Annotated in this window: 18 protein-coding genes and 1 pseudogene; 11 read left to right on the top strand and 8 right to left on the bottom strand. The window is 44.5% G+C overall.

Annotated features, from left to right (window positions below):
* From PROVRUST_RS20135 to PROVRUST_RS05250, 11 genes and pseudogenes are all read left to right on the top strand, one after another.
* A partial coding sequence (locus PROVRUST_RS20135; protein ID WP_006813691.1) for an EF-Tu C-terminal domain-related protein occupies window positions 1-183 on the top strand: 183 nt, incomplete at its 5' end.
* A gap of 514 nt (window positions 184-697) precedes the next feature.
* Window positions 698-1084, top strand: coding sequence for a preprotein translocase subunit SecE (secE, locus tag PROVRUST_RS05290; protein WP_006813689.1), 387 nt, complete (start codon window positions 698-700; stop codon window positions 1082-1084).
* Window positions 1085-1630, top strand: a complete 546-nt coding sequence (nusG, locus tag PROVRUST_RS05285; RefSeq protein ID WP_006813688.1) for a transcription termination/antitermination protein NusG — start codon at window positions 1085-1087, stop codon at window positions 1628-1630.
* A gap of 168 nt (window positions 1631-1798) precedes the next feature.
* On the top strand, window positions 1799-2227 hold the full coding sequence (gene rplK, locus PROVRUST_RS05280) for a 50S ribosomal protein L11 (protein WP_006813687.1): 429 nt from the start codon (window positions 1799-1801) through the stop codon (window positions 2225-2227).
* A gap of 3 nt (window positions 2228-2230) precedes the next feature.
* Window positions 2231-2932, top strand: a complete 702-nt coding sequence (rplA, locus tag PROVRUST_RS05275) for a 50S ribosomal protein L1 (RefSeq protein WP_006813686.1) — start codon at window positions 2231-2233, stop codon at window positions 2930-2932.
* Window positions 2933-3268: 336 nt separating this feature from the next.
* Window positions 3269-3766 (top strand): 50S ribosomal protein L10, encoded by a 498-nt coding sequence (gene rplJ, locus PROVRUST_RS05270; RefSeq protein ID WP_006813685.1) that lies wholly within the window; start codon window positions 3269-3271, stop codon window positions 3764-3766.
* Window positions 3767-3826: 60 nt separating this feature from the next.
* Entirely contained in the window at window positions 3827-4192 is a 366-nt protein-coding gene (rplL, locus tag PROVRUST_RS05265) for a 50S ribosomal protein L7/L12 (protein ID WP_006813684.1), read from the top strand.
* Between the two features lie 354 nt (window positions 4193-4546).
* A complete protein-coding gene (gene rpoB, locus PROVRUST_RS05260; protein WP_039854517.1) occupies window positions 4547-8575 on the top strand; it encodes a DNA-directed RNA polymerase subunit beta in 4029 nt (1342 codons plus the stop codon).
* Window positions 8576-8690: 115 nt separating this feature from the next.
* Window positions 8691-12914 carry a DNA-directed RNA polymerase subunit beta' gene (gene rpoC, locus PROVRUST_RS05255; RefSeq protein WP_006813682.1) on the top strand — a complete coding sequence of 1408 codons (4224 nt, stop codon included), beginning with the start codon at window positions 8691-8693 and terminating at the stop codon, window positions 12912-12914.
* Between the two features lie 141 nt (window positions 12915-13055).
* Window positions 13056-13472: pseudogene (locus PROVRUST_RS20130) on the top strand (VWA domain-containing protein); the annotation flags it as partial.
* 235 nt (window positions 13473-13707) lie between these two features.
* A complete protein-coding gene (locus PROVRUST_RS05250) occupies window positions 13708-14175 on the top strand; it encodes a hypothetical protein (protein WP_039854514.1) in 468 nt (155 codons plus the stop codon).
* Between the two features lie 173 nt (window positions 14176-14348).
* On the opposite strand, the gene dcuC is transcribed toward PROVRUST_RS05250, so the two are convergent.
* From dcuC to thiC, 8 genes are all read right to left on the bottom strand, one after another.
* Window positions 14349-15722: a C4-dicarboxylate transporter DcuC gene (dcuC, locus tag PROVRUST_RS05245; RefSeq protein WP_006813678.1), complete on the bottom strand. Its 1374-nt coding sequence runs from the start codon at window positions 15720-15722 to the stop codon at window positions 14349-14351.
* The gene (pepT, locus tag PROVRUST_RS05240; RefSeq protein WP_039854513.1) at window positions 15719-16972 is read right to left on the bottom strand and encodes a peptidase T; all 1254 of its coding nucleotides are present in this window, start codon (window positions 16970-16972) and stop codon (window positions 15719-15721) included. The genes dcuC and pepT overlap by 4 nt, the downstream gene beginning before the upstream one ends.
* Window positions 16973-17533: 561 nt before the next feature.
* Complete coding sequence (thiH, locus tag PROVRUST_RS05235) at window positions 17534-18655, bottom strand: 2-iminoacetate synthase ThiH (protein ID WP_006813675.1); 1122 nt, start codon at window positions 18653-18655, stop codon at window positions 17534-17536.
* Window positions 18652-19422, bottom strand: coding sequence for a thiazole synthase (locus PROVRUST_RS05230; RefSeq protein WP_006813674.1), 771 nt, complete (start codon window positions 19420-19422; stop codon window positions 18652-18654). Before PROVRUST_RS05230 ends, thiH begins: the two co-directional genes overlap by 4 nt.
* Before the next feature lie 2 nt (window positions 19423-19424).
* Window positions 19425-19625, bottom strand: coding sequence for a sulfur carrier protein ThiS (thiS, locus tag PROVRUST_RS05225; protein WP_006813673.1), 201 nt, complete (start codon window positions 19623-19625; stop codon window positions 19425-19427).
* Window positions 19613-20371 (bottom strand): HesA/MoeB/ThiF family protein, encoded by a 759-nt coding sequence (locus tag PROVRUST_RS05220; protein ID WP_006813672.1) that lies wholly within the window; start codon window positions 20369-20371, stop codon window positions 19613-19615. The genes thiS and PROVRUST_RS05220 overlap by 13 nt, the downstream gene beginning before the upstream one ends.
* Before the next feature lie 13 nt (window positions 20372-20384).
* Window positions 20385-21029, bottom strand: a complete 645-nt coding sequence (thiE, locus tag PROVRUST_RS05215) for a thiamine phosphate synthase (RefSeq protein ID WP_039854899.1) — start codon at window positions 21027-21029, stop codon at window positions 20385-20387.
* The gene (thiC, locus tag PROVRUST_RS05210) at window positions 21022-23010 is read right to left on the bottom strand and encodes a phosphomethylpyrimidine synthase ThiC (protein ID WP_006813670.1); all 1989 of its coding nucleotides are present in this window, start codon (window positions 23008-23010) and stop codon (window positions 21022-21024) included. Before thiC ends, thiE begins: the two co-directional genes overlap by 8 nt.
* Between the last annotated feature and the right edge of the window lie 3 nt (window positions 23011-23013).

Genomic DNA, 23013 nt, shown 5'->3' with positions numbered 1-23013 from the left:
ACAACTGACGTAACCGGTACTATCGAGCTGCCAGAAGGCGTAGAGATGGTAATGCCAGGCGACAACATCAACATGATCGTGACACTGATTCACCCAATCGCGATGGATGATGGTTTACGTTTCGCAATCCGTGAAGGTGGTCGTACTGTAGGTGCGGGTGTTGTTGCAAAAATCATTGCATAATACCGCTCTTTCTGAATAAGAAAGAACCACTAAAAAAGGACGTCCTAGGGCGTCCTTTTTATACTCTGAATTTTTTAGAGTATTTGCTTTATAAGCTTAAGAACCTATCTCATCAATCATTTTAATAATTATTGGTGAGATAGGCTCTGAAACAACGATTTGTTGATTGTATTGCAAGTGCAATACAGTTATATGAGATTTATTAAGGTTTTGCTCAGAAGATATGGTATATTTTACCGCTGCCACGAAAAGAAGTTTATTTTTATCATCAAGTGGTCAAAAAATTTACTGAGTATGCGCAATAACCTGTGAAACAGTTTTGCAAAATGATGCCTTATAATAGGCTCGTTACGTTTAATTCGCAGGTGATGTCATTGATATCCCTTCTGATTTCGCAGGCTCGGTTTGTAGTAAATTAAAGGATATGTTGGCATATTCTATTGGTGTGCTCTGATTGTTTTACATTTGTAAGGCAAACGGGCTTTATACATACTTCATGGTAACAGGTTGAATTATGAGTGCGAATAGCGAAGCTCAAGGAAGTGGACGCAGTGTAGACATCTTCAAATGGGTGATTGTCTGTGCCTTATTAATCGTTGCTATCGTGGGCAACTATTACTTCCGTCAATATAATCTCGCACTGCGTGCGTTTGCAGTTGTAGCTGTAGTTGCTATTGCAGGTGCCGTTGCTTTGTGGACCACTAAAGGTAAAGCAACTCTGGCATTTGCGCGCGAAGCTCGCATCGAGGTAAAAAAAGTCATTTGGCCTACTCGCCAGGAAGCATTACAAACGACTTTGATTGTTGCTGCAGTAACGGCTGTAATGTCATTAATCCTATGGGGATTAGATGGTATCCTAGTGCGTTTAGTTTCATTTATTACAAGCCTGAGGTTATTCTAAATGTCAGATACACCTAAAAAGCGCTGGTATGTCATTCAGGCATTCTCTGGTTTTGAAGGTCGCGTAGCACAGTCTCTGCGTGAACACATCAAATTACATGCGATGGAAGATTATTTTGGTGAAGTTATGGTTCCAACAGAAGAAGTTGTTGAGATCCGTAGCGGCCAGCGCCGTAAGAGCGAGCGTAAATTTTTCCCAGGTTATGTATTAGTGCAGATGGTCATGAATGACGAATCTTGGCACTTAGTACGTAGCGTTCCGCGTGTAATGGGTTTCATTGGTGGAACCTCAGATCGCCCAGCGCCAATTAGTGATAAAGAAGTTGATGCGATCATGAATCGCTTACAACAAGTTGGTGATAAACCACGTCCTAAAACACTGTTTGAGCCGGGTGAAATGGTTCGTGTTAGCGAAGGTCCATTTGCTGACTTTAATGGTGTTGTCGAAGAAATCGACTATGAAAAGAGCCGCTTAAAAGTCTCTGTTTCTATTTTTGGTCGTGCTACTCCAGTCGAATTGGATTTTGGTCAGGTCGAAAAAGCCTAATCGAAGCGACAAACCAGCTTGCAAAAGGCGTGAAATTTGACTACAATTTCGCGCCTTTTGTTTTTTATGCTTGGCAATATGACGTGAAAATGTGATTTTGCGAGGCAATTAATATCACGGGGAGCCTTAAAAATTTAAGGCGCTATTACCCATTTAGAGGAAATATTCATGGCTAAGAAAGTACAAGCCTACGTTAAGCTGCAAGTCGCAGCTGGTATGGCAAACCCAAGTCCACCGGTTGGTCCAGCACTGGGTCAGCAAGGTGTGAACATCATGGAATTCTGTAAAGCGTTCAACGCAAAAACAGACAGCATGGAAAAAGGTTTACCAATTCCTGTTGTTATCACTGTTTATGCAGACCGTTCATTCACTTTCGTAACTAAAACTCCACCTGCAGCAGTTCTGCTGAAAAAAGCAGCTGGCGTTAAGTCTGGTTCAGGCAAGCCTAACAAAGACAAAGTAGGTAAAGTGACTACTGCTCAGGTTCGCGAAATCGCAGAAACTAAAGCTGCGGATATGACTGGTGCCGATGTTGACGCGATGATGCGTTCAATCGCTGGTACTGCTCGTTCCATGGGCCTGGTAGTGGAGGACTAAGAAATGGCTAAACTAACTAAGCGCATGCGCACTATTCGTGAAAAAGTTGATGCAACTAAACAGTATGACATCAATGAAGCCATCTCTCTGCTGAAAGAATTAGCAACTGCTAAATTCGTTGAAAGCGTTGACGTAGCTATCAATCTTGGTATTGATGCTCGTAAATCTGATCAGAACGTACGTGGTGCAACTGTACTGCCACACGGTACTGGCCGTTCAGTTCGCGTTGCTGTATTTGCTCAGGGCGCAAACGCTGAAGCTGCTAAAGCTGCAGGTGCTGAACTGGTAGGTATGGAAGATCTGGCTGATAAAATCAAAGCTGGCCAAATGGACTTTGACGTTGTTATTGCTTCTCCAGATGCAATGCGCGTTGTTGGTCAATTAGGTCAAGTTCTTGGTCCACGTGGCCTGATGCCAAACCCTAAAGTTGGTACTGTAACTCCTAACGTTGCTGAAGCAGTTAATAATGCTAAAGCTGGTCAGGTTCGTTACCGTAATGACAAAAACGGAATCATCCATACCACTATCGGTAAAGCTGATTTCGATGCTGACAAACTGAAAGAAAACCTTGAGTCTCTGCTGATCGCGCTGAAAAAAGCAAAACCAGCTTCTGCTAAAGGTATTTTCATCAAGAAAATCAGCCTGTCCACCACTATGGGCGCAGGTGTTGCTATCGACCAATCTGGTCTGTCAGCAGCAGTTTAATTCCATTAGCTTTGGCTAATTGGTAATTAGACTTTACCTTTGCGTTGAATTTGTATAAAATTTGACGCCTCGAGTTTGTTGGGTGTAGAAATACGCTCAACAAACCACAAATTTCGGTATGGAGTCTGGCCTTTCCAGACCCCGTCCAAGACCGCAGGTGTAGTTTATTAGTTATTAGTAGCTACTTAATTTACCTGCGTAGACGGTGACAGAGATACCTAGAATTTCATTCTGGATTTCTATTCTGCTCACCGTGTTTTAGCGCTCTTACATAATGTTGTGTTCGAGTGAAGTGAGTCCCGGGATTTTCCCGGTTAATCCAGGAGCAAGAAGCTAATGGCACTAAATCTTCAAGACAAACAAGCGATTGTTGCTGAAGTCAGCGAAGTAGCCAAAGGCGCGCTTTCTGCAGTTGTTGCTGATTCACGCGGCGTAACTGTAGCAAAAATGACTGAACTGCGTAAAGCAGGTCGCGAAGCTGGCGTTTACATTCGTGTTGTTCGCAACACTTTGATTCGTCGTGCTGTTGAAGGTACTTCTTATGAAGTCCTGAAAGACGCGTTTGTTGGTCCAACCTTAATTGCTTTCTCTAACGAACATCCGGGCGCTGGCGCTCGTCTGTTCAAAGAGTTCGCGAAAGCGAATCCAGCATTTGAGATTAAAGCTGCGGCCTTTGAAGGTGAGTTAATCCAGGCTAAAGATATCGATCGTCTGGCAACTCTCCCAACTTACGAAGAAGCAATCGCACGCCTGATGGCAACCATGAAAGAAGCCGCTGCCGGCAAATTGGTTCGTACTCTGGCTGCACTGCGCGATCAGAAAGAAGCTGCATAAGCCCTTTCCTTCGTTGCTTTTTAACGTATAAACTATTTCTGAATTTTAGGAACACTTGTTATGTCTATCACTAAAGACCAAATCCTTGATGCAGTTGCAGAAATGTCTGTAATGGACGTTGTTGAACTGATTACTATGATGGAAGAAAAATTCGGCGTTTCTGCTGCTGCAGCTGTTGCTGTTGCTGCGGGCCCAGCTGAAGTTGCTGAAGAAAAAACTGAGTTCGACGTTGTTCTTTCTGCTGTTGGCGCAAACAAAGTTGCTGTCATCAAAGCAGTACGCGGCGCAACTGGTCTTGGCTTGAAAGAAGCTAAAGATATGGTAGAGTCAGCTCCAGCAACTATTAAAGAAGCTGCAAGCAAAGACGAAGCAGAAGCACTGAAGAAAGTTCTTGAAGAAGCAGGCGCTACTGCTGAACTTAAATAAGTTCAAATTCAAGTTCGCAGCCTAACTTATTAGGCTGACGGCTGGTGATTATTTAATCACCAGCCTTTTTGCGCTGTAAAGCGTGATGGGTGTTAACAGCTTTTCACGCAGTTTTAATGTTAACAACAACCCTCCAATACTTCTTTCTATTGACGACTTAATATACTGTGTTCATAGCTACGACCCGCTCGGGTAGCTCGGTAGTGATAACAACACAATGAAATGATTTAAGAGTGATAGCTTCAAGTATTAAGGAAAATATTCATTTTCCATTTCTTCAAAAACGCGTTCCTGTTCTGTCCTTAATCACAGGGCGAACGACTTGGGTCAATGATCAACGAGCTGAGGAAACCAATGGTTTACTCCTATACCGAGAAAAAACGTATTCGTAAGGATTTTGGTAAACGTCCACAAGTTCTGGATATACCTTATCTCCTTTCTATCCAACTTGACTCGTTCCAGAAGTTTATCGAGCAAGATCCTAACGGCCAGAATGGTTTGGAAGCAGCTTTCCGTTCTGTATTCCCAATTCAGAGTTACAGCGGTAATGCTGAACTGCAATATGTCAGCTATCGTTTAGGCGAGCCAGTCTTTGATGTTAAAGAATGCCAGATCCGTGGTGTAACTTACTCCGCGCCACTGCGTGTAAAACTGCGCCTGATCGTTTATGAGCGAGAAGCTCCTGAAGGCACCGTTAAAGACATCAAAGAACAAGAAGTCTACATGGGTGAAATTCCACTCATGACTGAAAACGGAACTTTCGTTATCAACGGTACAGAGCGTGTTATCGTTTCTCAGTTACACCGTAGCCCTGGTGTATTCTTCGACAGCGATAAAGGTAAAACACACTCTTCAGGTAAAGTGCTGTATAACGCACGTATTATTCCTTACCGTGGTTCATGGCTAGATTTCGAATTCGACCCGAAAGATAACCTGTTTGTACGTATTGACCGTCGCCGTAAATTACCTGCGACCATTATTCTGCGTGCAATGGATTACAACACCGAAGAAATCTTAAACCTGTTCTTCGATAAAACTGTATTCCAAATCCGTGATAACAAACTGATGATGACTCTGGTTCCAGAGCGTCTGCGTGGTGAAACTGCTTCTTTTGATATCGAAGCTAACGGCAAAGTCTATGTTGAAAAAGGCCGTCGTATCACTGCACGTCATATTCGTCAGTTAGAAAAAGAAGAAGTTAATAGCATCGAAGTTCCTGTTGAATATATCGCAGGCAAAGTCGTTGCAAGAGATTATATCGATGAAAGCACTGGTGAGCTGATTTGTGCAGCAAACATGGAACTTTCATTAGATATGTTGGCACGTCTGAGCCAGTCTGGTCATAAAACAATTGAAACATTGTTTACTAATGACTTAGACCACGGTGCTTACATCTCTGAAACGGTTCGTGTCGACCCAACTAACGATCGTTTAAGCGCATTGGTAGAAATTTACCGTATGATGCGTCCTGGTGAGCCACCAACACGCGAAGCCGCAGAAAACCTATTCGAAAACTTATTCTTCTCTGAAGATCGTTACGATTTATCTGCTGTAGGTCGCATGAAATTCAACCGTTCACTAAACCGTGAAGAGATTGAAGGTTCAGGCATCCTGAGCAAAGAAGATATCATTGAGGTAATGAAAAAACTCATTGAGATCCGTAACGGTAGAGGTGAAGTGGATGATATCGACCACTTAGGTAACCGTCGTATTCGTTCCGTTGGTGAAATGGCTGAGAACCAATTCCGTGTAGGTCTGGTTCGTGTTGAGCGTGCAGTGAAAGAGCGTCTTTCTCTGGGCGACCTTGATGCATTAATGCCACAGGATATGATCAACGCTAAGCCAATTTCAGCCGCAGTTAAAGAGTTCTTTGGTTCCAGCCAGCTGTCTCAATTTATGGACCAGAACAACCCACTGTCTGAAATCACGCACAAACGTCGTATCTCTGCGTTAGGCCCAGGTGGTCTGACTCGTGAACGTGCGGGCTTCGAAGTACGTGACGTTCACCCAACTCACTACGGTCGTGTATGTCCAATCGAAACGCCGGAAGGTCCAAACATCGGTTTGATCAACTCATTATCTGTTTATGCACAGACCAATGAGTACGGTTTCTTAGAAACCCCTTACCGTTTAGTTCGTGATGGCATCGTAACGGATGAAATCCATTACCTGTCTGCAATTGAAGAAGGTAACTTCATCATTGCTCAGGCAAACACCGTATTAAGTGACGATGGTCGTTTCATTGAAGAACTGATTACTTGTCGTAACAAAGGTGAATCAAGCTTATTCAGCCGTGAACAAGTTGAATATATGGACGTTTCGACTCAACAGGTTGTTTCTGTTGGTGCGTCTCTGATCCCATTCCTTGAACACGATGATGCTAACCGTGCATTGATGGGTGCGAACATGCAACGTCAAGCGGTTCCTACTTTACGTGCTGACAAACCATTAGTCGGTACTGGTATGGAACGTGCAGTAGCGGTTGACTCCGGTGTTACAGCGGTAGCAAGACGTGGTGGTACAGTCCAATACGTTGATGCTTCTCGTATCGTTATCAAAGTTAACGAAGATGAGATGTATCCGGGCGAAGCTGGAATCGATATCTATAACCTGACTAAGTACACTCGTTCTAACCAGAACACCTGTATTAACCAGATGCCTTGCGTATCTTTAGGTGAACCAGTTGAACGTGGTGACGTGTTAGCTGATGGTCCTTCAACAGACCTCGGTGAATTGGCTCTTGGTCAAAACATGCGCGTGGCATTCATGCCATGGAATGGTTATAACTTCGAAGACTCCATCTTAGTTTCTGAGCGTGTTGTTCAAGAAGACCGTTTCACAACTATTCACATTCAGGAACTCTCTTGTGTGTCTCGTGACACCAAATTAGGGCCTGAAGAAATCACAGCGGATATTCCAAACGTTGGTGAAGCAGCACTGTCTAAACTTGATGAATCCGGTATCGTTTATATCGGTGCAGAAGTGAAAGGCGGCGATATTCTGGTTGGTAAAGTAACCCCTAAAGGTGAAACCCAATTAACGCCAGAAGAGAAACTGCTGCGTGCTATCTTCGGTGAAAAAGCGTCAGACGTTAAAGACTCTTCTTTACGTATTCCTAACGGTGTTTCCGGTACAGTTATCGATGTACAGGTATTTACCCGTGACGGCGTAGAGAAAGACAAACGTGCTTTGGAAATCGAAGAAACTCAGTTACGTGATGCGAAAAAAGACTTAACAGAAGAACTGCGTATTTTTGAATCTGCATTGTTCTCTCGTATCCGTTCTGTGTTAATCAGCGGTGGTATTGAAGCTGAGAAACTGGACAAACTGCCTCGTGACCGTTGGTTAGAATTATCATTAGCGGACGAAGAGAAACAGAACCAGTTAGAACAATTAGCTGAACAGTATGACGAACTGAAATCTGATTTCGAGAAAAAACTGGACGCGAAACGTCGTAAAATCACCCAAGGTGATGATCTGGCGCCAGGCGTACTGAAAATTGTTAAGGTTTATCTGGCTGTTAAACGTCAGATCCAACCGGGTGATAAAATGGCGGGTCGCCATGGTAACAAAGGTGTTATCTCAAAAATCAACCCAGTTGAAGACATGCCTTACGATGAAAACGGTAACCCAGTTGATATCGTTCTGAACCCGCTGGGCGTACCATCACGTATGAACATCGGTCAGATTCTGGAAACCCACTTAGGTATGGCTGCTAAAGGTATTGGTGAAAAAATCAATGCTATGCTTAAACAGCAGCAAGAAGTTGCCAAACTGCGTGAGTTCATCCAGAAAGCTTATGATTTAGGTGATGATCCACGTCAGAAAGTTGACTTAAGTACTTTCTCTGATGAAGAAGTTATGCGTTTGGCTGAGAACCTGAAAAAAGGTATGCCAATTGCAACACCAGTATTTGATGGTGCAAAAGAGAAAGAAATTAAAGAACTGCTGAAACTGGCTGGTTTACCAACCTCAGGTCAGATTACATTGTTCGACGGTCGTACTGGTGAGAAGTTTGAGCGTCAGGTTACGGTTGGCTACATGTATATGCTGAAACTGAACCACTTGGTTGACGATAAGATGCACGCCCGTTCAACTGGTTCTTACAGCTTGGTTACTCAGCAGCCGCTGGGTGGTAAAGCGCAGTTCGGTGGTCAGCGTTTCGGGGAGATGGAAGTGTGGGCACTGGAAGCATACGGTGCAGCTTATACTCTTCAAGAAATGCTTACTGTTAAATCGGATGACGTTAACGGCCGTACGAAGATGTATAAAAACATCGTCGATGGCAGCCATCAGATGGAACCTGGCATGCCGGAATCTTTCAACGTATTACTGAAAGAAATCCGTTCACTGGGTATCAACATCGAACTGGAAGACGAGTAATTCGTTTTGCGCCGGAAGGTCTGATTTTCAGTCTTCCGGCCGATGTAAGTACTGGGATTTGGCGAGAGTGGCTTGACCTCTCGCCCAATAGGTCTAACTCCGACAGGAGCATTTTGTGAAAGACTTAATAAAGTTTCTGAAAGCGCAAACCAAGACCGAAGAGTTTGATGCGATCAAAATTGCTCTGGCATCACCTGACATGATCCGTTCATGGTCATTCGGTGAAGTTAAAAAGCCAGAAACCATAAACTACCGTACGTTCAAACCTGAGCGTGATGGTCTTTTCTGTGCGCGTATTTTCGGGCCAGTAAAAGATTACGAATGTTTATGCGGTAAGTACAAACGTTTAAAACACCGTGGTGTGATTTGTGAGAAGTGTGGCGTTGAAGTTACACAAACTAAAGTCCGTCGTGAGCGTATGGGTCATATTGAACTCGCATCTCCGACTGCACATATTTGGTTCTTAAAATCACTACCATCCCGTATCGGTTTGCTGCTTGATATGCCACTGCGTGATATCGAACGCGTTCTGTATTTTGAATCATATGTTGTTGTTGAAGGCGGTATGACCAGCCTTGAACGCGCACAGATTCTGACAGAAGAGCAATATTTAGATGCGCTGGAAGAGTTCGGTGACGAATTTGACGCGAAAATGGGTGCGGAAGCAATCCAAGGTCTGCTGAAAAACCTCGATCTTGAGAACGAGTGTGAAACGCTGCGTGAAGAGTTAAACGAAACTAACTCTGAAACTAAACGTAAAAAGCTGACTAAGCGTATCAAACTGTTAGAAGCATTCATTCAATCTGGTAACAAACCAGAGTGGATGATCTTAAACGTTCTGCCAGTTTTACCACCAGATTTACGTCCATTAGTTCCATTGGATGGCGGTCGTTTCGCGACTTCAGATCTGAACGATCTGTATCGCCGCGTAATCAACCGTAATAACCGTCTGAAACGTCTTCTGGATCTGGCTGCGCCAGACATCATCGTACGTAACGAAAAACGTATGCTGCAAGAAGCGGTTGATGCACTGTTAGATAACGGTCGTCGTGGTCGCGCAATCACTGGTTCTAACAAACGTCCTCTGAAATCTTTGGCCGATATGATCAAAGGTAAACAAGGTCGTTTCCGTCAGAACTTACTTGGTAAGCGTGTTGACTATTCTGGTCGTTCTGTAATCACCGTAGGTCCATACCTGCGTCTGCATCAGTGCGGTCTGCCTAAGAAAATGGCTCTTGAATTATTCAAACCATTTATCTATGGCAAATTAGAATTACGTGGTCTGGCAACAACCATCAAAGCTGCGAAGAAAATGGTTGAGCGCGAAGAAGCGGTTGTTTGGGATATCTTGGATGAAGTTATCCGCGAACACCCAGTTATGCTGAACCGTGCACCAACACTTCACCGTCTGGGTATCCAAGCTTTCGAACCAATTCTGATCGAAGGTAAAGCTATCCAATTGCACCCATTAGTTTGTGCGGCATATAACGCCGACTTCGATGGTGACCAAATGGCGGTACACGTTCCTCTGACTCTGGAAGCTCAGTTAGAAGCACGTGCGTTGATGATGTCAACAAACAACATTCTGTCACCTGCAAGTGGTGAGCCTATCATCGTTCCTTCTCAGGACGTTGTATTGGGTATCTACTACATGACGCGTGACTGCGTAAACGCGAAGGGCGAGGGCATGGTATTAGCCGGTCCTAAAGAAGCTGAGCGCGTTTACCGTTCAGGTCATGCTTCACTGCATGCCCGCGTTAAAGTTCGTATCACTGAAGAAGTTAAAGACAGTGAAGGTAACATTACGATTAACACTGGTTTAGTTGATACCACTGTTGGTCGTGCAATTTTATGGATGATCGTACCGAAAGGTCTGCCGTACTCTCTGGTTAACCAGGCGTTAGGTAAAAAAGCGATCTCTAAAATGCTGAATACTTGTTACCGCGTACTGGGTCTGAAGCCGACTGTTATTTTTGCCGACCAAATCATGTATACCGGTTTTGCCTATGCGGCACGTTCTGGTGCATCGGTTGGTATCGACGATATGGTTATTCCAGAGAAAAAAGCTGGGATCATCGCTGAAGCCGAAGCAGAAGTTGCAGAAATTCAGGAACAGTTCCAGTCTGGTCTGGTTACAGCAGGCGAACGTTACAACAAAGTTATCGATATCTGGGCTGCAGCAAACGAACGTGTTGCTAAAGCGATGATGGAAAACTTGTCTACTGAAGCTGTCATCAACCGTGATGGTGAAGAAGAACAACAAGTTTCATTCAACAGTATCTTTATGATGGCCGACTCCGGTGCTCGTGGTTCTGCTGCGCAGATTCGTCAGCTAGCGGGTATGCGTGGTCTGATGGCTAAGCCAGATGGCTCAATCATCGAAACACCAATCACGGCAAACTTCCGTGAAGGTCTGAACGTTCTCCAGTACTTTATTTCTACTCACGGTGCTCGTAAAGGTCTTGCGGATACCGCATTGAAAACTGCGAACTCCGGTTATCTGACTCGTCGTTTAGTTGACGTTGCTCAGGACTTGGTCGTCACTGAAGATGACTGTGGTACTCACGAAGGTATCCTGATGACTCCGGTTATCGAGGGTGGCGACGTTAAAGAACCACTGCGTGAACGTGTACTTGGACGTGTAACTGCAGAAGATATCCTGATCCCAGGTACTGCAGATATTCTGGTTCCACGTAATACACTGTTACACGAAAAACTGTGTGACCTGTTAGAAGCTAACTCTGTTGACAGCGTGAAAGTACGTTCCGTTGTAAGTTGTGAAACTGACTTCGGTGTGTGTGCTCACTGTTATGGTCGTGACCTTGCTCGTGGTCATATCATCAACAAAGGTGAAGCTATCGGTGTTATCGCGGCACAATCAATCGGTGAGCCGGGTACACAGCTGACGATGCGTACGTTCCACATCGGTGGTGCGGCATCTCGTGCGGCAGCAGAATCTAGCATCCAAGTTCGTAACTCTGGTACCCTGAAACTGTTTAATGCGAAATACGTCACTAACACGGAAGGCAAACTGGTTATTACTTCTCGTAATACAGAATTGCGTCTGATTGACGAATTCGGTCGTACTAAAGAGAGCTATAAAGTTCCTTACGGTGCGCATCTGACGAAAGGCGATGGAGCTTCAGTAACTGGCGGTGAAACCGTTGCAAACTGGGATCCACATACAATGCCAGTTGTCAGTGAAGTATCAGGTATTATCAGCTTCTCTGACATGCTTGAAGGTCTGTCAATGACTCGTCAAACTGATGAGTTAACCGGTCTATCTTCAATCGTTGTTATGGATACCGCTGAGCGTACCAGTGCTGGTAAAGACTTACGTCCTGCACTGCGTGTAATCGATGCAAATGGTAAAGATGTTCTGATTCCTAACACAGACATGCCTGCTCAGTATTTCTTACCGGGTAACGCAATTGTTCAGTTAGATGACGGTGTCTCTATCAATGCCGGTGATACTTTAGCGCGTATTCCACAAGAATCTGTGGGTACTAAAGATATCACGGGTGGTCTGCCACGCGTTGCTGACTTGTTCGAAGCACGTCGTCCGAAAGAACCTGCAATCCTGGCAGAAATCAGCGGTATTATCTCGTTTGGTAAAGAAACCAAAGGTAAACGTCGTCTGGTTATCACGCCATTAGATGGTTCTGAGCCGTACGAAGAGATGATCCCTAAATGGCGTCAGCTGAACGTGTTCGAAGGTGAAATTGTTGAACGTGGTGACGTAGTATCTGATGGTCCAGAGTCTCCACATGACATCCTGCGTCTGCGTGGTGTTCATGCTGTGACTCGTTATATCACCAACGAAGTTCAGGAAGTTTACCGCTTACAAGGCGTTAAGATTAACGATAAACACATTGAAGTTATCGTTCGTCAGATGCTGCGTAAAGTTACCATCGAAGATTCAGGAAGCTCTGAATTCCTCGAAGGTGAGCAGGTTGAGTACTCTCGCGTTAAAGTTGCGAACCGTAAACTGGAAAATGAAGGTAAAATTCCAGCTAACTTTGGTCGTGATCTGTTGGGTATTACTAAGGCATCTCTGGCAACAGAATCCTTTATCTCGGCAGCATCGTTCCAAGAAACGACTCGCGTACTGACAGAAGCTGCGGTAGCAGGTAAACGTGATGAGCTGCGCGGTCTGAAAGAGAACGTTATTGTTGGACGTCTGATCCCAGCGGGTACTGGTTTTGCGTATCACCAAGATCGTATTCGTCGTCGTCATCTGAGCGATGTTGTGGATGCTCCACAAGTTAGCGCAGACGAAGCAACAGCGAACTTAGCAGAACTGTTAAATGCAGGCTTCTCTAGCGATAATCAGAACTAATCACTGATTTAGCAAAGTAGCTTGATAGAAACCGGTGTCGAAAGGCACCGGTTTTTTTTTGTTTTATCCATAAATTTTTGAGCTGTTATTACAACGAATTTATTTTCTAATGACTACGGTGAGCATCTCCACGATTTATCAAATAATGAAGCGATTACCATTGCCCAAAATACCTACGTTAAAGTGTATACTTATCAGGGAACTCCTGATGATTCCACTACAAACCTTGACCGTTTTCCTAGCCTTACCGATAGGGACAGTATAACCAAAGAGTATGCTCGATTAACTGAAAAAACGGGAGGTCGTGCCTATATTTACACCACAGGAATTGCTAATTTTTCTCTAGTATTGCAAGAAATTCTCTGTGATAGTCTACTCCCATCAAGCAAACCTCTGAGGGAAGCTTCGGATTGTGCAAATGTGTGTGAACAGCTCCCAGCGATCCTTACCACAGTAAACTCACTGGCTAATATTATAAATAAAGCTATTGATGCCTGCTGTGGTGAAAATGACGTTCAGAGTGGGCATCATCATTCAGATTGCCGGTGTAAGCACTAACCCCTGAAGGTCTAAAATTGCAGGCTTAATAACCGAACGGATGTTATGGAGTTTAAAAGTAAAATATTGCGATAAACTACGTCATTTTTCATCTATTTGGTTTTGTCGAAAGTTATTGTTGCTAAGGGGACTTCAAATTTATTTCCTTTACTAGTCTCTATTATAAAAAACGAATACAGTGGGAAAGATAATGTTGAACTTGATGAATTAATTGAAAGTTATTGAGGATAATATATTGGCGCCAATTACCGAAGAAAAACAGGATGGACAGGTTTTATTAGTCAGTAGTTCACGACTCAATGATAATACATCCATTATGTTCTACCGAATTGAGAAGGAAAAGCCTGAATATGAAATCGAAATATATAGCGATGCTTATCGTTCTAAAACGGAAGATGTGATATGGCTAGATTACGATGCTGAATATCATTGTGGAGATATTCATTCCACTGCTTTTCTTCAAACAGATACCGTACAGGAAGAAGTACTACTATGTGACTGTTACTACAGCGGTGACAGTATTATCTTTCATGCCCAACTCTCGAATAAACAGCTAAGTTCTATCAAAGCTGCTGATAAATTACAATTGAAGCTATCAACCCCAGGCGTGGTTATCAATAATGGGCATGAAATTCTATTGCTCACCGAGAGTATGTTAAGTGAGTGGCAGCAGATTATTATCTTGGGTAATGACGTTGATTAGAGTGTGCTTCAGAACGAAAATAATTCATTTTCGTGTATGATTTCTGTCGATCTTTCTGTACTAGAAAAACGTAATAATGGGATTTATTAAAGAAATAAGGCCCTCAACGATATTCATAGGGGCCTTATATGCAACGAGCTTTAAGCTACATTAATTACACACTATCGCTAGAGTTAGTAAAAAATCCCGATGATAGCGCAGTGAGCGACAAACCCGACCATTAATGGTACAGCGGTTCGTTTCACCACATCGAACGGCTGAAGCTTAGCCCCACTGGATACTGCAATAATCACCCCAGAAACTGGTGACATACCACGCCCCATATGAGAAGCCTGCTGCATTGGCAGGATCATTGCGATTGGGTTAACGCCCATACTGTGAGCGATTTGTGGTATTAACTCCACAAAGGCTAAGAATGGCGCATTACCTGAACCCATAATAATTGCTGCGGCTAATGTGACTAATGCGAACACAATCGCCATCGCAAATGGTGGTAAACCAACGGATTCAGCACCGAGAATGAGTTGGTCAATGGCACCACTGACTTTGATACCGTGAGCAAATACGCCTGCGGCAACCAGAAGCCCGACCACATTACTGAACGCGTGCCCCATTCCATTTAAAAACGTTTGGAACCCATTGCAGACCTGTTTGAAATTACGCACTCGGACGGTTTCAAGCACCATACAGATCGCCATCGCAATCAGTACAATGGTCACAACATCGAGATGAATACCTTCAAAAAACAGGTTAGAAGAGCCTACCGCCATAATGATGGGAAGCATCGGTAAAATCGCATAATAACCCGGTACGGATTTAGCGACTTTTTCCTTATCATGAGATTGAACGGCTTTACCAATTTCCGGCACAAAACCTTGTTTGCGATCGCAATGACGTTGCCAGAAAATATGGGTAATACCAACCACCAGCACAGTGGCTAACGCCGCAGGCCCTTGGTAGTAAAGCACATATTCAACTACCGACATGTCGACGGCTTTCGCACCACGGATAGCATCAATCGCCGTTGGCGTATAGGCCACACCAAGGGATGTCGCGATGACCCCAGCCGCTGAAGCGGGTGATAGACCTAAACCGATCATGATTGGGAACATGGTTCCCATTAACAAGACGGCTAAACCTGTTGCGGAAGGGATCGCTAATTGCAAAATACTGGCAAGCAAGAAAGAGAAAAATAGCAGCACATAAGGTGAGCGCATATTTTTCAGCGGCTTAGTGGCAACACGAACAACGGCTTCGTTCGCACCAATATGATCCATATAGTGTGCAAACCCCATCAGCGCCATAATCATCAGACCAAGGTCTGCGGCACGGCTACTAAATAGGTCTCGCATCACTTCGAATGGGTCAAGCCAAGTGATACCGGTGGTTGCTACGCTTTTTGGTAGAATTGGACCCCAGCCAAGAGCGAGGGTACAGATCATCAAGACTAAACCTGCAATTAATAAGACAGGTTCAGCCTTGTAGCCTTTCAAAATAAACCGAGCAACCAAAACAACGACAATCAGAACCGTTAGAATTGGGATCATGCATTAGCTCCTGGCTTGAAACGCTCAGCAGTGATTTGCACTACTTGCTTCAGAACATCACTTGCGGCGTACAATGATTTCACTGGCAGGTATTCATAGATGGAGTGGAAGTTATGTGCTCCGGTGAAAATATTTGGACAAGGTAGCCCATTTTGCGATAACGCCGCGCCATCATAGCCTCCACGCATTGGGATTACTTTTGGTGTAATTCCACAAGCTTGGTAAGCTGCGTGAGCAATATCAATTGGATAGCGGTTTTCACCTTGCAGGCTGTTGTAAACGTTAGAGTAGCGATCAGCCAGTGTACAAGTGACACTTTCTGGTCCCCATAGATCTTCACAGTGACTCGCTAATTTTTTCAAGAATGCCATACGGGAGCGGTAGCCTTCTTCGGTAAAGTCACGAACATCCATTTTAAGAACGGTACGTGCGCTGTTACCTGACATCTGTTTAACCCAGTAATAACCTTCACGATTTTCGGTATACTCTGGTGCTTCACCGCCGGGTAACATGGCGATAAACTTCTGTGCCATCAGCAGGGAGTTAACTAATTTGCCTTTTGCAGACATCGGGTGAGCAGATTTTCCGGTAAAGACGATTTCCACATCGCCGGCATTCCAGTTTTCATACACTAACTCGCCAATACCGCAGCAATCTAATGTGTAGGCAAAATCAGCGCCAAATTCTTGGACATCAAATACTTTTGCTCCACGCAGGCCTTGTTCTTCGTCAGGAACGAAACCGACTTTGATGGTACCGTGTTTGATTTCTGGATTTTGTTTGAAGTATTGCAGCATATCCATAATTGATGCGATAGCCGCTTTATCATCGGCACCGAGTAGGCTGGTGCCATCGGTCACTATGATGTCATCACCGAGATAGTTTTCGAGCTCAGGGAACTCACTTTTACGCAGATAAATATTGAGTTCTTTATTCATACAAATATCTTCGCCAGTATAAGGCAATATTTGTGCTTTGGTATCGTTAGTCTGCTCTGCACTGGTATCTAAGTGCCCAAAGAAAGCCACGGTAGGAACATCGTAGTCAAGGTTGGACGGTAAGGTTGCCGTCACAATCGCCGTGTCACGTAGCTTAATATCTTGTAGACCCAAGCCTTCAAGCTCTTGAACCAGCTGTTTAGCTAATACGCGCTGACCTTCAGATGATGGCATGATACCCGCAGCGCCTTTTTCCCTATTGGTGGTGGTGTTAATTTTTGTATAAGAAATAAAACGGTCAACAATATTCATTCTTTTCATTCTCCAACATCATCATGATGTATTTTTTATACGAGCAATGTTGCTAAGATCATTTTTTTATTTCATAGCAATATTCTTTTACCATGAATAAGAGAAAAATAAATATCTGACCAGTTAATTTTTTGATTAAAGACACAGAGTAATTAAAAAACTCAATTAAAAGTGGCTTTAATAATAGATTCACTTGAATGTACGACTTAAAGATTAGTATTAAAATAATTTAATCAATTGATTTATCGTTAGTATTTTTGTATTTGATTCTATTAACCTATTTAGTATCAGATATTAATCTTCCTTAAAGTAAATTACACTTTAATACGCTGGATAAGCGTAAATATTGAGATGCTATTATATTAAAAAAATTAATTTAACTTTAAAAATTATTAAAATAAATTTTAATTTTTATTAAATCTTTAGTTATAACTAGTTTATTTTAAAATGAATTGGTTTTTTGTGATCAAATTAATATTATTTTCATCAGGTTTAAACTCAATATTTGATTGTTCCATTATATGGGAAACACCCCGAAGAATGTTTCCCAATTTAAGCTAGTTAACGCCCTAAATATCTATCCCAATCTTTCCAAACTGGCTGTAATCCAGCTTGCATGAGTGCTTGTGCCACTTCAGTAGCGCTGCGGTTATCATGGGGAGAAAATTGCTCCAACTCTGCCTTTGAATCGGCATAGCCTCCCGGTTGGGTTTTTGAGCCAGCGCTGACATTATTGATTGCTAATGGCACCACATGATCCCGAAAATAAGGGGATTCACGAGTGGATAGCGATAACTCAACATTGGGTGCTAATAACCGAAACGCGCAAATCAATTGCACTAATTCGGCATCATTCATCAATGATGCGGGTTCAATACCTCCAGCGCAAGGACGCAAACGGGGAAATGAAATCGAATAGCGACTCTGCCAATAATGCTGCTGTAAATACAATAAATGTTCCGCCAGCATATAGCAGTCAGTGCGCCAACTGCTCGAAAGTCCAATTAGCGCTCCTAACCCAATTTTATCAACACCGGCTTGACCTAGGCGTTCAGGGGTTTCCAAGCGCCAGTGAAAATCCTGTTTTTTACCCTTCAGATGGTGAAGTTGGTAGGTCGGCTCATGGTAGGTTTCTTGATATACCATGACGCCATCCAGCCCCAAGATTTTTAGCTCTCGGTACTCTTCAGTGCTCAAAGGCTGAACTTCCATCATCAATGAGCTGAAATAATGACGAATAATCGGTAAATAGCGCCGAAAATAATCCATTCCTACCTTAGTTTGATGCTCACCAGTGACGAGTAACAGGCTGTCGAAACCTATTTTTCGAATGGTTTCACACTCATTGATTATTTCAGACTCATCGAGGGTTTTACGCTTGATTCGGTTACTCATAGAGAAACCGCAGTAAGTACAATCGTTGGCACACAAATTTGAAAGATAAAGAGGCACATAGAAACCCACCGCATGGCCAAATCGCTGGCGGGTGAGTTGCTGAGCCTTCTGCGCCATCGGTTCAATATAATGACTCGCGGCAGGGGAAAGCAATGCCATGAAATCCTCGAGAGTCAGCATGCCACGATGAAGAGCTTGCTCAACATCGGCGGCTGTTTTGCTATTGATCTGCAAGGTGAGGTCATCCCAATCCAGCGTTTCCCAGCGTTCACGGAAGCGGCTGATCATTGTAGAGCCCCCAAAAATTGAGTCAGTGGGCTAGAGGCTTGAGCTTGCTGTTTGGGAGCGGCAAGGCCACTTTGATAGGCAAGCTCGGCAGCTTCCACTGCCATTTTAAACGCTTGAGCCATTAAAATCGGTTGCTTGGCGACGGCGATGGCGGTATTGACGAGCACGGCATCAGCCCCCATTTCAATCGCTTCAGCAGCATGGCTGGGTGCACCAATACCTGCATCAATCACCACAGGGACATTAGCTTGCTCAATAATGATACGCAGCATCTCTTTGGTCACTAAACCTTTATTCGTTCCGATAGGTGCACCTAACGGCATGACAGCGGCGCAACCGACTTCTTCAAGACGTCGGCAAAGTACCGGATCGGCGCTGCAATAAGGCAATACCACAAATCCCTCTTTAACCAATTGTTCAGCGGCTAGCAAGGTTTCAACGGGATCAGGCAGTAGATACTGCATATCCGGATGAATTTCCAATTTAATCCAATGGGTACCTAACGCTTCTCGAGCGAGCCGTGCGGCAAAAATGGCTTCTTGGGCATTTTTAGCCCCCGAGGTATTGGGCAGTAATCTAACGCCAAGCTCCTGAAGTGGTTGTAGAATCCCGTCATCTTGCCCTCGCAGGTTAACTCGCTTCATCGCCATGGTGACAAGTTGGCTACCCGAAGCTTGAATCGCTTGCTGCATTACGTTTGAACTAGCGAATTTTCCGGTACCGGTAAATAAACGTGATTGAAAAGTGACATCAGCAATTTTTAACATGATTAGCCTCCAGCAATCGCTTGGAATAGCAAAATATTGTCTTGGTCATTCAGTAAGTGGCTTTCCCACTGACTTTTAGGAATGATCACTTGGTTGATGGCCAGTGCCGAACCCGCAGTGGGATGCTCAATTTTTTCAAATAGTTGGAGCACCGTCATTGGTTCCGTCATTTCCATCGGTTGGTCGTTGATTATGATAAGCATATTTCCTCTCGACAGACGGGGCACTGCTTAGACGGGGTGAGTTGCAAGGTATTCCATTGCTGCTGCTTACCATCAAATAAACGCAATTTGCCACTTAATGGCGAAGGTAGCCCCACCAGTAACTTGATCGCTTCGAGAGCTTGCAATGTGCCAATCACGCCAACCACTGGACCTAGCACACCTGCGGTACGGCAGTTGCGCTGAGGTTCTTCTTGGTCAGGGTAGAGACAGGCGTAACATCCGGATTGGAAGGGAGGTTCTAAGACCATCAATTGCCCACCAAACCCGACTGCGCTGCCACTGATAAGGGGCTTATTTCCTTTCACACAGGCAGCATTAACGGCATGGCGAGTTGCCATGTTGTCGCAGCAATCGAGTACCAAATCCACTTGGGCCACCAGCGGAATTAAACTATCGATATCCAATTTTTGCTGAAAAACTCGCGTCTTGATTAATGGATTAAGTTGCTTTAAACGCTGTGCAGCAAGCTGCGCTTTTGACTGTTCAATATCTTGGGTTGCATACAGAACTTGGCGTTGTAGGTTGGAAATATGCAGCTCATCATGATCAGCAATCCATAATTCACCGACACCCGCCCCAGTGAGATAGAGAGCGGCTGGGGAGCCTAATCCTCCCAGCCCGACAATCAACACTTTGCTATTTTTAAGTTTTTGCTGCCCATCCGAGCTTATGTCTTCAAGAAGAAGTTGGCGGCTATAGCGCATAAATTCTTGGTCATTCAACATGATAGGTATCCTCTCAACGCGTATGATGCTTAACCAAATCCAGCAACGTTTGCGTCGCGGCAAGCCAATCATCGGCTTGAGTGATGGCACTGACCACGGCTACACTGCCAACACCTGTGGCTAATACCGCTGGCACTCGCTCAATGGAGATCCCGCCAATAGCCACGGTGGGGTATTCGGGGGTTACATCCACCATCTGTTTGAGCGTCTCTAAACCTTGGGGAGATGAAGGCATCTGCTTGGTTTGTGTTGGAAAAATATGCCCCATAGCGATATAGGAAGGGCGAACAGATTTAGCAATGGCCAACTCTTCATGGTCGTGGGTGGAAATGCCCAAACGCAAGCCAGCTTGATGAATTGCTACAAGATCGGTGGCTTCAAGATCTTCTTGCCCCAGATGGACACCATAAGCACCAAATTCGACGGCAAGCCGCCAATAATCATTGATAAATAATCGGGCATTATGTTGCTTGCCAAGAGAGATAGCCTGTTGAATATCATCGCGAACTTCTCTATCCGCTTTGTCTTTGATGCGTAGCTGGAGAGTGGAAACACCCGCATTTAGCAGGCGTTCAATCCATTCGACAGAATCTACAACAGGGTAAAGACCGAGGTGCTGCTCGGTCTGCGGGAATGGGCTATTCGGCAATTTAAGCATTTTGTTCATCGCTTACAACCTCGGAATTAACTATCTCGGCACCATGATAAAGTTCGCTACCATGGGAACGGAATGCTTCTGACATCTGCTCCATCCCCTGTTCTTTTTCAGCCGCTTCTTTCTGCGCCGCATAATCGCGAACTTCTTGTGAAATTTTCATTGAGCAGAATTTAGGACCGCACATTGAGCAGAAATGCGCTACTTTTCCAGAGGCCTGTGGCAGAGTTTCATCGTGATATTTACGCGCAGTTTCTGGATCGAGGGCTAGGTTGAATTGATCCTCCCAGCGGAATTCAAAACGTGCTTTGGACATGGCGTTATCGCGGATCTGAGCACCCGGATGGCCTTTAGCAAGGTCAGCGGCGTGGGCGGCAATTTTATAGGTAATTAATCCTTGTTTAACGTCGTCTTTATTCGGCAAACCGAGGTGCTCTTTTGGTGTCACGTAGCACAGCATTGCACAACCAAACCAGCCGATCATGGCGGCACCAATACCGGAAGTGAAGTGGTCATAACCCGGTGCGATATCGGTAGTCAGTGGGCCTAATGTATAAAACGGCGCTTCATGACAATGTTCCAATTCTTCGGTCATATTACGGCGGATCATCTGCATTGGCACATGCCCTGGCCCTTCGATCATCACTTGAACATCATATTCCCATGCGATTTTAGTCAGTTCACCGAGGGTATGTAATTCTGAAAATTGGGCTTCATCGTTAGCATCTTGAATCGAGCCTGGACGCAATCCATCACCGAGTGAGAGAGAAACATCATAAGCCGCGCAGAGTTCACAGATTTCACGAAAATGCTCATACAAAAAGTTTTCTTGATGATGAGACAGGCACCATTTCGCCATGATGGAGCCACCGCGGGAAACAATTCCGGTCAGGCGTTTGGCGGTCATTGGCACATAACGCAGCAATACACCCGCATGAATGGTGAAGTAGTCGACCCCTTGTTCTGCCTGTTCTAGCAACGTATCGCGGAACATTTCCCACGTTAGGTTTTCGGCAACGCCATTGACTTTTTCGAGGGCTTGATAGATTGGCACAGTACCGATTGGCACTGGGCTATTACGTAAAATCCATTCGCGGGTTTCATGAATATAGCGACCTGTCGATAAGTCCATCACGGTATCGGCGCCCCAACGGGTAGACCAAATCAGCTTTTCCACTTCTTCTTCAATGGAGGAAGTGACCGAGGAGTTACCGATATTGGCGTTCACTTTGACTAAGAAATTTCGCCCGATAATCATCGGTTCGGATTCAGGGTGGTTAATATTGGCAGGGATAATCGCTCGACCCGCCGCCACTTCTTGGCGAACAAACTCAGGGGTAATATTTTCTGGCAAAATCGCCCCGAAACCTTGTCCCGGATGCTGATGACGTAAAACTTCACTACGAATACGTTCGCGCCCCATATTTTCACGAATGGCGATAAATTCCATTTCTGGGGTGATAATCCCTTGGCGAGCATAGTGCAGTTGGGTGACACACTTACCATTTTGCGCTTTCAGGGGAGTGGGGCGATGATTAAAACGCAGGTGATCTAAGCCGGCATCGGCAAGACGCTGTTGAGTAAAATCAGAGCTTAAATTCTCAATGGCGATGGTATCTGCGCGCTCACTGATCCACGGCGCTCGAATTTTTTTCAGCCCTTTATGAACATTGAGTTCAGAAGCCGGATCGCCGTAGGGGCCTGAAGTATCGTAAATTGGGATTGCTTCGTTGTCTTCGAATTGAGGATTGTCTTTTTCACCACCGATCAGGGTCGGGGATAGTTGGATTTCACGCATCGGGACTTGGATATCCTGACGTGAGCCCTGAAGATAAATGCGCTTTGAGTTTGGAAATGAAACGCCAGAGAGGGTGTTGATAAAATCTTCAGCGGCATCCCGTTGTGCTTTACGAGTACGTGCCGGTGCAGCTTTTGGGGATAAATTAGTCGTCGGTATTACAGAATTATTAGCATTATTGGACATAGC

Source organism: Providencia rustigianii DSM 4541, assembly GCF_000156395.1.
Taxonomy (GTDB): Bacteria; Pseudomonadota; Gammaproteobacteria; order Enterobacterales; family Enterobacteriaceae; genus Providencia; species Providencia rustigianii.
This window is presented reverse-complemented; position numbering and strand designations above follow the sequence as displayed.